The 12,981-nt window shown below is 62.0% G+C and carries 14 protein-coding genes and 3 pseudogenes; 6 read left to right on the forward strand and 11 right to left on the reverse strand.

Annotated features, from left to right (window positions below; translation table 11 throughout):
- Window positions 1–40 precede the first annotated feature (40 nt).
- From QN084_RS22985 to QN084_RS22995, 3 genes are all read right to left on the reverse strand, one after another.
- On the reverse strand, window positions 41–1,087 hold the full coding sequence (locus QN084_RS22985) for a TolB family protein (protein ID WP_166842972.1): 1,047 nt from the start codon (window positions 1,085–1,087) through the stop codon (window positions 41–43).
- Complete coding sequence (locus QN084_RS22990) at window positions 1,080–2,249, reverse strand: ATP-binding protein (protein ID WP_166842971.1); 1,170 nt, start codon at window positions 2,247–2,249, stop codon at window positions 1,080–1,082. The genes QN084_RS22985 and QN084_RS22990 overlap by 8 nt, the downstream gene beginning before the upstream one ends.
- 333 nt (window positions 2,250–2,582) lie before the next feature.
- Window positions 2,583–3,218, reverse strand: coding sequence for a TetR/AcrR family transcriptional regulator (locus QN084_RS22995; protein ID WP_166842970.1), 636 nt, complete (start codon window positions 3,216–3,218; stop codon window positions 2,583–2,585).
- Between the two features lie 148 nt (window positions 3,219–3,366).
- On the opposite strand from QN084_RS22995, the gene QN084_RS23000 reads away from it, so the two are divergent.
- Window positions 3,367–4,029 (forward strand): hypothetical protein, encoded by a 663-nt coding sequence (locus tag QN084_RS23000; protein ID WP_166842969.1) that lies wholly within the window; start codon window positions 3,367–3,369, stop codon window positions 4,027–4,029.
- Window positions 4,026–4,469, forward strand: coding sequence for an SRPBCC family protein (locus QN084_RS23005; protein ID WP_166842968.1), 444 nt, complete (start codon window positions 4,026–4,028; stop codon window positions 4,467–4,469). The genes QN084_RS23000 and QN084_RS23005 overlap by 4 nt, the downstream gene beginning before the upstream one ends.
- Before the next feature lie 153 nt (window positions 4,470–4,622).
- Here the strand turns inward: QN084_RS23005 and QN084_RS23010 are convergent.
- Window positions 4,623–5,070, reverse strand: a pseudogene (locus QN084_RS23010) (transposase); the annotation flags it as partial.
- Between the two features lie 270 nt (window positions 5,071–5,340).
- Here QN084_RS23010 and QN084_RS23015 point away from each other — a divergent pair.
- The 4 genes and pseudogenes from QN084_RS23015 to QN084_RS23030 all read left to right on the forward strand — a co-directional run.
- Window positions 5,341–5,694 carry a hypothetical protein gene (locus QN084_RS23015; RefSeq protein WP_259362794.1) on the forward strand — a complete coding sequence of 118 codons (354 nt, stop codon included), beginning with the start codon at window positions 5,341–5,343 and terminating at the stop codon, window positions 5,692–5,694.
- A gap of 143 nt (window positions 5,695–5,837) precedes the next feature.
- Window positions 5,838–7,421 carry a multicopper oxidase family protein gene (locus QN084_RS23020; RefSeq protein WP_259362793.1) on the forward strand — a complete coding sequence of 528 codons (1,584 nt, stop codon included), beginning with the start codon at window positions 5,838–5,840 and terminating at the stop codon, window positions 7,419–7,421.
- A gap of 6 nt (window positions 7,422–7,427) precedes the next feature.
- Window positions 7,428–7,904 (forward strand): signal peptidase I, encoded by a 477-nt coding sequence (gene lepB / locus QN084_RS23025; protein WP_259362791.1) that lies wholly within the window; start codon window positions 7,428–7,430, stop codon window positions 7,902–7,904.
- An 845-nt stretch (window positions 7,905–8,749) separates the two neighbouring features.
- Window positions 8,750–8,989, forward strand: a pseudogene (locus QN084_RS23030) (IS21 family transposase); the annotation flags it as partial.
- Window positions 8,990–9,003: 14 nt separating this feature from the next.
- Here the strand turns inward: QN084_RS23030 and QN084_RS23035 are convergent.
- From QN084_RS23035 to QN084_RS23065, 7 genes and pseudogenes are all read right to left on the reverse strand, one after another.
- Window positions 9,004–9,582 carry a recombinase family protein gene (locus tag QN084_RS23035; protein ID WP_166842965.1) on the reverse strand — a complete coding sequence of 193 codons (579 nt, stop codon included), beginning with the start codon at window positions 9,580–9,582 and terminating at the stop codon, window positions 9,004–9,006.
- A 137-nt stretch (window positions 9,583–9,719) separates the two neighbouring features.
- Window positions 9,720–9,851: pseudogene (locus QN084_RS23040) on the reverse strand (MFS transporter); the annotation flags it as partial.
- A gap of 109 nt (window positions 9,852–9,960) precedes the next feature.
- Entirely contained in the window at window positions 9,961–11,373 is a 1,413-nt protein-coding gene (locus tag QN084_RS23045; RefSeq protein WP_069696349.1) for an MBL fold metallo-hydrolase, read from the reverse strand.
- 100 nt (window positions 11,374–11,473) lie between these two features.
- The gene (locus QN084_RS23050) at window positions 11,474–11,905 is read right to left on the reverse strand and encodes a rhodanese-like domain-containing protein (RefSeq protein ID WP_069696350.1); all 432 of its coding nucleotides are present in this window, start codon (window positions 11,903–11,905) and stop codon (window positions 11,474–11,476) included.
- On the reverse strand, window positions 11,868–12,230 hold the full coding sequence (locus QN084_RS23055; protein WP_069696351.1) for a thioredoxin family protein: 363 nt from the start codon (window positions 12,228–12,230) through the stop codon (window positions 11,868–11,870). The genes QN084_RS23050 and QN084_RS23055 overlap by 38 nt, the downstream gene beginning before the upstream one ends.
- A gap of 57 nt (window positions 12,231–12,287) precedes the next feature.
- Window positions 12,288–12,584: a rhodanese-like domain-containing protein gene (locus QN084_RS23060; RefSeq protein ID WP_069696352.1), complete on the reverse strand. Its 297-nt coding sequence runs from the start codon at window positions 12,582–12,584 to the stop codon at window positions 12,288–12,290.
- Between the two features lie 55 nt (window positions 12,585–12,639).
- Window positions 12,640–12,981 (reverse strand): rhodanese-like domain-containing protein, encoded by a 342-nt coding sequence (locus tag QN084_RS23065; RefSeq protein WP_069696353.1) that lies wholly within the window; start codon window positions 12,979–12,981, stop codon window positions 12,640–12,642.

Genomic DNA, 12,981 nt, shown 5'->3' on the forward strand with positions numbered 1-12,981 from the left:
CGCTGACGTCCGGCCACTCCCCCGGTTTCCGGGCCGGACGTCAGCGGACCACACTCGGCGACCACGCGTGCTCAATGAACAGGCTCGGCTGGGACGCGGGATCGGTTGGCAGTTTCCAGATGTTGCTGTCACCTTCTGTGGTGTCGTCCGCCAGACCATACAACAGAGTCTGATCATCCAGCCACTCAATCTGGTCATCGACGCTGCGTTTCTCCGACAGCACCGTTTCAGTGCCGGTTGCAAGGTCAAGCAGCGCCACGTTCCAATGCGCGGCCAAGGGCCCGCCGACGTTCTTCTTATACGCGATCCTGGTGCCGTCCGGCGACACCGACGGGCACTCAACGTTGTCATGGATGGCCGTCAGCGTCCTAGCCGCGACACTCCCCCGGACCAGCCAGATCCGCCCTGACGACGCGGCCGTGGCGTAGAAGACATCACTCCGACCGGGTGCAAACGTCACACCCCAAATGTTCCTGTCACTGGCAATCAGCCGGTCGCCGTTCACGATGAGGCCGAAGTCTTCGAGGTTTCCTGTACCGCCGCCGGGCAACGTGATCTCGGTTGCTGTGGAGAACCCCGCTTGAGTGTAGGAGTGACCGGAGACAAACACCGTGGTGGCGATCAGGGACCCGTCCGCACTAACACGCGCCCGGCTCGGAATGCCGGGCACAGGCCACGAACGCTCCTGCTGCCATTCCCGGTTCAGGACAGATGCTTCGTAAGTAGTCACCAAACCACGGTTGGATCTGAGACAGACCACCGTGGCGGCAGCGCCATAGACCCGGTCGCAGGCCTGGTCACTGACGGCACGCGTGCCGCCAGGGGCAGAAAGAGGCACCGTGGCCGCATTGCCATACCCCTGCCCATCGGCTGTGTTCCTGAAAAGAACGAAAGGGACCCCCGGTTGGGGCTGGCCTGCAGTGACCTCTACCGACGAGGCCGCCCTGCGGCTCTCCTCGAAGCGCTGGTACGCTCCCACCGCGTAGATCCCGGCCCCGGCAAGGACCAGCGCGGTAACAGCCAAGAGAATTCCCCACCGCAACCTCCCACCTGCAATGGTCCCGGTTCCTGCGCTCGTCTTATTCATGTAGGCGTTTGACGTAGTCAGCCATGCCCGGAACGGTGAACGCCACGACACCGAGTGCTGGTGCGTAGATGATCCCCTTGTCGATCAAGGATGCGCGGGTCATGGTCATGGAGCTTTGCTTCTTGTGCGCCCGTTCGGCAAGTTCAGCGGTGCTGGATCCTTCATCACCGTCGATCGCCATCAGGCGGAGGAATTCCTTCTCAGCCTTCGAGGCCCGTTTCCAGCGTGACGGGAAGAACCCTTGGTCCAGTTGCGCGCGGCCGATTTCCACCGCGATTTTGGCGTCGTCGAAGGTCACGGTCTTCTCTGGTGCTGTTTCCCAGGCCGCGTAGCCGTACTCCTGCAGGAAGTACGGGTAGGCGCCCGAGGCGCTCAGGAGGAGGTCTTGGGCCTCGGGTACGAACGATGCCCCAAACCTTCGGGCCGGGACGACCAGTGCCGCCTCGGCAGCTTCCCTCGACAGAGCTCCGATGCTGCGGTAGTTGAAGATCCTTTCGGCGTAGGAGCGTGCTTCGCTGAGTACCGAGGGCAGATTGGGCAGCCCTGCCCCCGCGATGTAGAAAGGCCATTCGCGTTGGCCGGCCAGGTGCTGGGCGCTCAGGAGAGCGGCGATGAGTCCCTCGTCCAGGTCCTGCATCTCATCGATGATGAAGATCAGGCCAGAACGCTTCTCCGCCAGCGCCAGGCACAGATCCTCAATCAGTTCTTCCAGATCCACTTCGATCGACCCGGAATCGGCGCGGCCGTGATTGAGGTTCACCCCGATATCGATGCCGGTCACGCCGAGTTTCGCGGAGAAGGAGGCGATGCTGCCAAGCGCCGCCACGAGCCGTTCCCCCGCACCGCGGCGGTTCAGCTTCCGCCCTGCCTGCAGCAAGCTCCGGGCGAGCTTGGCCCGAACGGCTTCCGGCCCTCCCTCAGCGTCCCTGCCCTCCAGGAAAACCACCATGAATTCTGCGTGTTCGGCCTGCCGACGAAACTCGTTCAGCAGCACCGTTTTTCCCACCCCGCGAAGCCCATGCAGGACGATCCCCCGGTCGGGCCGTCGCTGCCGGGTCTTGGCCAGCAGCAGATCGAAGGCATCGATCTCACTCTGGCGCCCAACCAACTCAAAGGGCCGTCGGCCCGAACCGGGCGAATACGGATTCAAAGCACTTTCCATATCAAGAACTATAAGGCAGTATCCAGCATTTTGGATATGCACTTATAGTCGTGGATACAGAGGCTTGGGTGGGCACGGATCGCCAGCGCAGACCGCCTGGCCACAATGATATTGCCCGGTAGCCCGTTTCCCGCACCGTCGTGCGCCCCTGTTTGGCCAGACATGGGACGGCCCCGCCGGGTAGCGACAGCAGCAGGACCCTGGCATTCGTTGCTTGGTCCCCGAATTGGCGAAGCCCCGGTCAAATAGCGGTTGACCGAAGCTCCGATCGCATTATGTCCACACTAAGCTTGTAGTTCGCTGGGAGGGCGGCAGGGGTAGGCGGGGACTCTTTCAAGAGAGCAACATGTCTGGAAGGACGTCGCAGAGCCATGCCATGATCTGGTCGTGGCTCCAGCCGCGCTCAACAGCGAGCTGGTGGTACGTGCTGTCACCGTAGACAGTCATGAACGCCTCGGTGAGCTGATCGGTTGGCCGATCGGCACGGAGCGGCCCCTTTTCCGCCAATATCTCCAAGACCTGTCCGAACCCGTCCCTGCGAAGGTTTTCATGGTGTTGGTGTGTTCGGCGCACCTCGATATCGGTCAGGGCGGCTGCGCGAAGAACTTCCGAGATAGCCGACGCGCGCGCAAATAAGGGGCCTGCTCCACGAATGAAGATTCGCAATGCCTCAGCAGCGTCAGGTTCCTGCATCATCGCTGTCCACCACGGCTGGGCCTGCGGCGGGCGGGAATCATCTTCGCCCAGGACGGCGGAGTCAATTACGGCACTGATGAGCTCGGGTTTGGTATGGAACACGAAGTACACGGTTTGCGAAGCTACTCCAGCACGGGCAGCAATGCCAGCCATGGTGGCCCCGTGGAATCCTCGGGCGATAAATTCCTGGTGCGCCGCCGTAATGATCTTGCGCCGGGTGGCGTCCGATTTCTGCCTGCGGGTGCTCTTGACGTGCAGTGTGTCCGGGTCCATATTTAGAGTATCTCACTAAAGCAGAACTCTAGTTTGCTTCAAGATTAGAGCCGTGTCATGGAAACCCAGAACCCCCAGACCGTCCTCACCGGCAGTCGACCCAACATCCTTTCTCGCCCTCTCTGGCACCGTAGCTAACGAGGCCATCATGAACAGCCATTTCCTTGGCAGACAAGCGGTGACTCTCATCGCACTGGGCACGACCTGCGGGATTGCCTGGGCCGCCGGCTTCCGCGGATACATGGTGGAGCTCGCCGGTCCAGCATCCACTTTCGATTGGTGGGGAACATTCGGAGCACTCATCTTTCCCGGTGCCGTTGCCGGCGGACTTCTAGGCTGGGCGGAAGCCCTCCGACGGACCGGCGGACGACAGTATTGGCGCTGGCTGGCTCTGGCACCATTGGCGTTTGCCATAGCTCCAATGCTCCTCCCCGGCGCGGTTCCTGCACTTCTAACTCAGGGCCTTGGCGGAGGAGCGATCGCAGTGGCTCTGATGGCAGTCGGTGGAGGCTACGCTGTATCGCGCCGGGGACCGCTTTGGAGCAGGCTAGCCTGTGGAATCACCAGCGCAGCCCTCCTTGCCGCCCTCGCTCTGGCCGGGCCCGGAATCGCCGGCCCTGCACTCGCTCTTACGGAGCCCCGCGGCGCGTGGGTTGCCGTCCTGGCCGCGTCGTTCGTGACTGTCCTAGCCCTCGCCTCGTCGATCCCACACAGGGCTGTGGCACCAGCCGCGGATTCGCTCGTCCCGTTGCAATCAACCGGACTTGCAGGCCCTGGCGTGCGTCCGCGCCTTGGAAAGGACACCTCATGAGACGGCTTCAGCTGGAGATGCGCACCGAGTTGCAGGCTCCGGCCTCAAAGGTCTTCGACTTCGTTGCAGACCACACGAACGCGCCCCGATGGCAGAGCGGCATCCACGATATTAGGCGCATCACGCCGGGTCCTCTCCGTGTTGGCACTGAACATGAGTTGACGCGGCGATTCGCGGGAATGAGAGTCGTCGCCCGCAACCGCTTCATCGCCTACGAGCCTGGCCGTTTCGTCGCCTTTGAGATCCCATCGGGCAAGATGACCGGTGTCGCTTCCTATCTGGTAGAGCCCACAGGCGCCGGCACCTGTCGGCTCACCAGCAATGTAGATTTCCACGTGGGCGGTCTGGCCCGGTTCGCAGTGCCCCTTCTGACGGTGATCTTCAAGCGAGACGACGAGAAGGCACTAGCCGCCCTCAAGGTCCTGATGGACCATCCCTAAGCCAGGGCAGTCCCGACTCGCAATCGCTCAGCAACCCGGCACCTTAGAAGCCATTCCTCGCCCGAAGCGCAACCAACTCGTCTCGGAATCCGGCAGCTAGCAGGAGTCCGCTTCAGACGTGTCCCATTTCCTAGTACGTAAATAGATGGTGAGTTACCCGCTCGCTGGCGTGAGGCTGACCTCGTAGCCGAGGGTTTTGAGTTGGGACGGCTCGGTTTCTGGCCTTGTCGGGATCGCGCCTGAGGTAGTAGTCGGCTCCTAGGTCGGTGTAGATCTCGCCGTTGGCGAGCATGTTCCATGTTGTGGTGAGGATGACGCGTTCAATTGCGACGAGTGCTTTCTTTGGACCCCGTCGGGCAGCGATCCGCCGGTATTTCTGGGAGAGGAACGTGTCCTTGAGCCGGGCTGCCGTCAGCGCAGAGGTGCCCAAGGCAGCCTTCAGGTAGTTATTGCCCCGTCTGGTTCTGGTGGATTTGATGTGTCCAGCGGACTCATTCGAGCCAGGGCAGACGCCGGCCCATGAGGCCAGATGTGCCGAGGTGGGGAAGATGTCCATATCCGCGCCAGTCTCGGCGATGATTACGCCGGCGACCAGAGCGCTCTTCTGGCATAGGAAACAATCGCCGTCATTCCACTGGGTCCACTGTGGATCGCAACCGACAACCTTTTTACAACCTGCCGCAATCAAAATGTCGGCATGACAAACATCGGCACGATGGAACTCCCCCTCACCAAACGGCGACCGGGAAAGCTTATGCTCATACCGGTTGGACTCCTTCTGTCGATAGCCATGTCTCTGGGCTACCTTGCCCTGACTGCACCGCCCCGCACTAGTACCCCGCTTGGTGCCTCCAGCCTGTACCCAGGGGGCATGGCACGGATCAGCGCCATTGCCCCGCTGGAAAACGACGGTTGGCTGCCGCCGGAACGTGGGGAAGCTCTCTATCAGGAACCCGCGATCGGAACCCACCGGGTGCGGCTGCTGGTCGAGCTAACGGCGTTGGAGCCCGGCGGGCTCGAATTCACCAGCCCGGACTTCACCGTCACGGGCATCGGTTCACGAAATGTGCAACCCCTCTGGAGCTCTGTTGACTCAACGATAGGCCAGGGAAAAACCCTGGAGGCCACGCTTGTCTTCGAGCTCCCGGACCAGGCGATTGCGTTGGTCCTTGAAGGGCCCGACGGCACCCGGCTATCACTCGGGCAAGCCCACCATGGCAAATAGCCGTTTGCCGGGACCGCAGAGGACAGGCACCGGCGAACCTTACACAACCTTTTCACAAGCTCCACGGAACACTGTGGCAGAGCAAGCACGCAGTACCTGAAAGGCGGATCGTCATGGATATAACAAGAAGGCAGGCCATCCTCATGGGTGGCATCGCCAGCCTCGGCGCGGTAGGCGCAGGACTGGTTACGGTTCCAATCGCCAGCGTAAGTGCGAAGTCCGCCAGTGCGCTGCGCGACAGTGACATGCCCCGCCCGTACAGCGCCGCCCTGACCATCCCTCCAGTTCTCGCGCCCACCAACACCACCGTCGTGGACGGCGTGAGGACAAACTACTACACACTCTCCCAGCAGGCGGGAATGGCAAGAATCCTGCCCCGCCTTTCCACTCCGATCCTGGGATACAACGGGACTTTTCCTGGCCCCACCATCAAAATCGAGCGCGGAACCAAAGCCATCCTTCGCATGCGCAACCGTCTTCCCGCCACACACCCGTCGCTCGGCCACACCCTAGCCATGTCCACGCACCTTCACGGATCCGCCTCCTTGCCTCAATTCGATGGCTACGCGAACGATCTATGCCTTCCGGGATTCGCCAAGGATTACCAATTTCCGAACTTCCAGCCGGCCCGCACCCTCTGGTATCACGATCATGCCGTCCACTTCACGGCGCAAAACGTCTACTCGGGGCTTGCCGGCCAATATCACCTCACCGATCCGGAAGAAAAAGGTCTTCTCCCTCAAGGAACCTATGACGTCCCGCTGACAGTCAGTGACGCCATGTTCGCCGCTGACGGCAAGCTCGGCTTCGATACCCGCCAGCAGTCCGGACTCTTTGGTGATGTCGTGCTGGTTAACGGTCAGCCGTGGCCGGTGATGAAAGTTCGCAAGCGCGTGTACCGCTTTCGCGTCCTCAACGCCTCAATCTCCAGGTCCTACAGGTTCTACCTCAGCACCGGCGCTCCCGTAACAATGGTCGCCACTGATGGGGGCCTGATGCCGGTGGCCCAAACGGTGGCTAACTGGCGGCACGGCGGCGCTGAGCGCTACGAAGTTCTCATTGACTTCAGCAAATATGGCACAGGGCAAAGGGTGGAGCTTCGCAACCTGTCAAACGACAACAACCGGGATTACGACCACACCAGCAAAGTGATGGCTTTCGATGTTGTGGACGATCCCATCGATAAGAGCGACCCGACCTGGAACCGCCTCCCGACGACCCTCATCCCTAGCGAAGTGATGAACCTTAAAGCAGCCGCCGCCACTAAAATAAGGCGCTTCAGGCTTAAGCACAATGACGTTACCAACGCATGGACCATCGATGACCGGACCTGGGAGGACGTGATCGCGAGCAACTTCAGGGAAGTCATGGCCAACCCAGCATTGAATGCCACGGAAATCTGGGAGTTCGAAAACTCCTCAGGCGGTTGGAATCATCCCCTCCATATCCACCTCATCGATTTCCAGATCCTGAGCCGCAACGGTAAAGCCCCGTTTGCCTATGAAAAGGGACCAAAGGATGTGATGTACCTGGGCGAGGGCGAAACCGTCAAGGCAGTGATGAAATTCGGCCCGCACAAGGGACGCTACATGGTGCACTGCCATAACCTCGTCCACGAAGATCACTCCATGATGGCGCAATTCAGCGTGGGTCTGGGACCGACCGAGGTTGACTTGAACGATCCCATCCTGACTGCCCGGCCCGCTTGGGACGACAAGGGCGACTAACCTGCCGTGAGGACGACAAGGATCGGAGCTGCCGCAGGCCTTTGCCTGGTACTCCTGCTGATTTTGCGCCTGTGGTTCTTAGAGCCGGTCGTGGTCACAGCAACCAGCATGGCCCCCACTATCCCGCCCGGAAGCATCGTTTGGATCAACAAAGTCAGCCCGGTTGGCAGAGCCGGTGCCCGCATTGGCGAAGTAGTGACCCTGCGCAGTCCTGATGATGGCGCACTGATCGTCAAACGCGTTGTCGCAGTCGAGGGCCAGAACATATCCATGCAGGACGGTGTCCTCAACGTCGACGGTATCCCCACGCGCGAACCTTTCGTCGACCAGAAAACCATCGACGGAATGTACTTCGGTGAGGTCCGAGTAGGGCAAAACGAAATTTTCGTTCTCGGCGACAACCGGGAAGCCTCCATCGATTCCCGCCACTTCGGGCCCGTCAGCACGGATGCCGTTACAGGAAGGGTCATCGGAGTGCCCTAGGGTGTGTTGCTAAACCCCTGACTTGATCCAGATCAGTGCCGAGGCGAGGGTGACGCCAGCGAGGTAGCTGCGTGCCGTTTGTCACTTCTCGTCGCGATGTCACGCCGCTGTTTGAACCGATTGAGGCAGCGTCCAACGACGTTCGGCCTTTGTAGGCCACCTTGTCGAAGGATCGGGGCCGTCCGCCTCTGGAACCGCGCCGCGCCCGTCCTGCAATCTGGTCTGACCGCTCGGGTATCGTGATTTTGATTCCCCTGCCGGCTGGATAGCCGCGGTTGGCGCCGGAAGTGTACGCCTTATCTTCCAGCACCCGGTCGGGCCGAGTGCGTGACCGCCCTCGGGAGCTGCCGGCGACCGGGACCATATTTGGTTTTGAGGTGCACCCGAACGCCGTAGGCAAGCAGTAACGGAGCCTTCATTCGGCAGCGGGCAGCAGTTCGACCAGCTTCGTTTCGGGGCTATGAGGCCGTATCGGTGCTCGATGGCGGAACCGATGGGCTCCGGTTGTCTCTCGGTCTGCCGGCAGCTGACAAGGCTGAAGATGCCCAGACAGCTCAAGACTGACCACTCTCTTCGAGGACGGAAACGGTCTCGTGGATGTGGGTGTCCAAACTTTGGAGGACGGTGCTGTTCGTGCGGTGACTGTTATCAACGAACCTCAAGCCCAGACGCGCTACGACTACGAGATCAACATGGCTGTGATTATGACAGTTCGAGTTGAGACCCGGTTTTGCAGTTTGAATCGGGCCCACTTCACGGCTCGCCGGTTGATTAATGGCAGTTTCGTTTGAGCCCACCCCACCGTTGGTTCCATCGGAGTGTTTTTCCAACAGTGGAAGGCAGTGATGGAGTTGAGAGTGGAGCTGTTCGCGAGGATCCGCCGGGACACGAGGGTACGTGGTTTATCGATCCGTGCTCTGGCCCGGGCGCATAACGTCTCGAGAAGAACGGTGCGTCAGGCGTTGGCGACCGCGGAACCGCCTGAACGGAAGACCCCGGCGCGGCGAGCACCGAAGCTGGGTCCCTTGAAGGCAGCCATTGACGAGATGCTACTCGCTGATCTGAACTCTCCACGAAAACAGCAACTAGCTCTGTGGCCTCAAGAGTCCATACCTAGGTATCGGTAGACGGTCGCGCGGCTGGCTCCGATGATCTTTCCGATGTCCGTCGGCTTGAGGCCGCGAGCTTTCAGTTCGTATGCCCTCTTGACCTTCTCGTGGTCTGTAGTGATCTCCCGGCGTCCCGCTTTCCTTCCGCTAGCAGCTGCAGCCGCCATGCCGGCCTTGGTGCGCTCGGAAAGCTGGTCTCGTTCAAGCTGGGCGAACGCGGAAATGATGGTGACCATCGCCTGAGCCATCGCTCCCCCGACCTCGCTGGCCGGGTCAGTGGCGATGCCATCCCTTAGAGAACGGAACTTGATTCCCCTTGCCTTGAAGTCGTCCAAGAGCTCGAGCAGGTGGCGGGTGTTGCGTCCCAACCGGTCCAGCTTCCACACCACGACTTCATCCCCGGGACCGAGACGGTCCAGCATCCGGTCCAGCTCCGGACGACGTACCCGCGTTCCGCTTATCCCCTGGTCTTTATAGATTCGTTCGCACCCAGCTGCTTCCAGTTCCCGGATCTGCAGATCGGTGTTCTGGTCAGCCAGACTGACGCGGGCGTATCCAAGGCGTGCCATCACTTCTCCGGGTCTTATCAAAGGACAAATACAAGTGATGTTGAGAATACCCTAGTGTGTGAATGTTGGCGGTAAATGGCGGTCTTTCTTCGGTGCTAAGTGTCGCCTTGCTCACCGCCAAGCGCTACCGACCACTTGCGTTCCTGGCCCAGGGTGCCGCCCACCAGTGCGTTGACGGCAACAAGCAGCATGAACTGCGGCAGGTTCTGCCGCAGGCCCAGTACGGCGCAGGTGGAGTCCAGGGTGCTTCCCTCCTTTGTTCTGGCCACTCTTGGGTACTCGCTTTCATTCCGGAGACATAAAGGTGCCAGGACGCGTGGGGGAACGCGTCCTGGCGGGCCCGGGCAGGAGGGGGTCCTGCCCGGGCGGTCTGTGGGGTTACTTTGCTGAGACGGCGTTCTGTCGTGTCTGCTGGAAAGCGTCCCAGGCTGCGTAGCTGCCGTCGAGTTCGACGACGTCGTATCCGGCACGGCGCAGGGCGCTGGCGGCTACGGAGTTCCGGACGCCGGACTGGCAGTAGGAGACGATGGTCCCCTCAGTGGGCAGTTCATCGAGGTGCCACATGGCGCGGCCGCCGGAGAGCTGGTGCGAGCCCGGGACGTGCCCGGCCTGGTGCTCGGTCTTGTTGCGGACATCGAGGACCATGGCGGCGTCAAAGCCCTCGAGTTCCTCGGGCTGGATCAGCTTCGGCGTGAACGTGGGCAGCCCGTCGAGGCTGGTGACGTAGCCGGCAACGTTGTCGATGCCTACGCGGACCAGATGGTCCCACATGTCCTGGGCCTGTTCCTGACCGTCGGCCAGGAGCACCAGGGGGTTCTTGTCCGTTTCCGGGTTCACGACCCAGGCGCCGTAGCTGGCCACGGACTTCCCGGCCGGAACGTTGAGGGACCGGGCTACCGTGCCTTCGTGGACCTGGGCGTTGGGGCGGGTGTCGATGAAGGTCAGGGTGTCCGCTTCCAGGCCCGCAGCCACGGTGGCGGTAGCGATTTCGGGCAACGGCGTGCGTTCGCCCATCACGGCGGGCCCTTCACGGTTTTCGCGCTTCATGCGGCCGAAGTAGGCGTGGGCGTCGGGCTGGCCGTCGAGGAGTTCGTCGATGAAGCCCTGCTCGTCGTTCGCAGCGAGGTATGGGCCCCACCAGGCGTAGAGGCGTTCGTAGCCCACAGTGGAGGACGGGATCGCGCCGAGGGCCTTGCCGCAGGCGCTGCCGGCGCCGTGGGCGGGGTGGACCTGGACGTAGTCCGGCAGGGTCAGGAACTTGTCTCGGAGGCTGGCGAAGAGTTGCTTTGCGCCCTCGAAGCGGGTGTCGATGCCGCCGGCTGCCTCGTCCAGCAGGTCCGGGCGGCCCAGGTCGCCGGAGAACACAAAGTCACCGGAAAGCAGGTAGCCGGGCTGGTCGCTGAACGCGCCGTCGGTCACCAGGAAAGACAGGTGTTCCGGGGTGTGGCCCGGGGTGTGAAGGGCCTGGATGCTGATGTTGCCGATGGTGATTTTGTCGCCATCGTAGAGGCGTTCGCCGTCGAATTCGTACTGCCAGTCCGGGCCGCCTTCGCCGGAGACGTAGATCTTCGCGCCGGTGGCAGCGGCCAGTTCACGGGTGCCGGAGAGGTAGTCGGCGTGGATGTGGGTTTCGGTGACGGCGATGATCTTCATGCCGTTCTTCTCAGCCAGTTCCTGGTAGACCGCGATGTCCCGGCGGCCGTCCACCACGACGGCGGTGCTGTTGGCCTGGCAGCCGATCAGGTAGCTGGCCTGGGCGAGGTCTTCGTCGTAAATGCGCTCGATAAGCATCAGGTGCTCTCCTTCAGTTGAAAGGGGTTTGGAGATTTGTTCTGAATCAAGTGTAGATACCCCCGGGGGTATCTTGCAAGCCGGTCGCGGCCTCGCCGTTTTAGCTGTGGAACAGTCTGTGCGGGCCTGCACGGGCAGGTCCGGGTCGTTCCCGTGAATGGCTTTCCGGGGTGTGGTGATAGGTGACGGGGTGACCTGCCCGGTACCACTCGGTAATTCCTCCGGCCACGTTAACGGTGTGGTATCCGCGGTCGGTGAGGATCCGCGCGGCCTGGCTGCTGCGTTTCCCTGACCCGCACATGAGGTGGAGCGTTCCGCCGGGCAGGTCGGAAAGCCGGGAGAGCAATTCGTCCAGGGGGATGTTCAGGCTCCCGGGGACGTGCGCGGTCGCATGCTCTTCCCTGCTCCGCACGCCCACCAGTGTGGCGCAGGGCCAGACCGTAGCAAGTTCGTCTGCCGTGACAGTGCGGTACGCGAGGTCGCCTGGCATGGCATCAGGCGTGCTGGTGTCCGGCCTGGGAGCGGAGGTCATTCATGTCCAGGTTCTTGACGGCCTGGATGACTTCTTCGAAACCGGTGGCGTTGAGGGCTCCGGGCTGGGAGAAGACCAGGGTTTTGTTCTTGAAGGCCATCAGGGTCGGGATGGAGGTGATGTTCGCTGCTGCGGCGAGGGCCTGTTCGGCTTCGGTGTCGACCTTGGCGAAGGTGATGTCCGGGTGCCGTTCTGCTGCGGCGCCGTAGGTGGGTGCAAACTGGCGGCAGGGGCCGCACCAGGCTGCCCAGAAGTCAACGAAGACGATCTCGCTGTTCTCCAGGGTCTGCGCGAAACTCTGTTCGGTGATGTCGATGGTTGCCATCGTCTTTCGTGTCCTTTCGGGGTGTGGTGTGGGGCGAAGAGTGGCGAAGCTGACGGGTCAGGTGGTGGGGAGGTCGGCGCGGGTCCAGGCGGTCATGCCGCCGGCCATGGTGTCCGCGGTGTAGCCGGCTCCGTTCAGGGCATCGGCCACGGCGGCGCTGCGGTTGCCGCTGCGGCAGACCGCGATCACGGGGACGGCGGGGTCGAGTTCGGCCAGGCGTGCCTGCAGCTGGCCCATGGGGATGTGCAGGGCGCCGGGGATCATGCCTTCGGCGACCTCGAAGTCCTCGCGGACATCGAGGATGCGGGCGGTGGAGCGGCGCTGGTCGGTGTCGGTGATGGTGATTTCAGCCATGGGGTTCTCCTTCGAAGTGGTTCGGCTGGGTGTGTGGAAGTTGTTGCTTGCTTGCCTAACGGACGGGTTCGCCGGCCTGGCGCCAGGCGGCCATGCCGCCGCGCACTGAGTAGGCGTCGTATCCCTTGGTGGCGAGGAGTCGGGCTGCTGAGGCCGAGCGGACGCCGGAGGCGCAGACGGCGATTACGGGACGGGTTTTTTGGATGCCGGTGGTGCTGGCCTGCAGCCTGTCCAGGGGGACATGCTTGGCCTGGGGAGCCCGGCCGGTCCGCCACTCCTGGGCTGACCTGACGTCGATGAGCGTGGCCCCGGAGCCCAGGAGGTCCTTGGCCTGGGCTACGGAGATAGTCTTGTAAGGCTTGCTGAAGGCCTTCTTGAGGGAATCGAAAAGTCCCAT

This window comes from Paenarthrobacter sp. R1 (genome assembly GCF_030264015.1).
GTDB lineage: Bacteria > Actinomycetota > Actinomycetes > Actinomycetales > Micrococcaceae > Arthrobacter > Arthrobacter ureafaciens.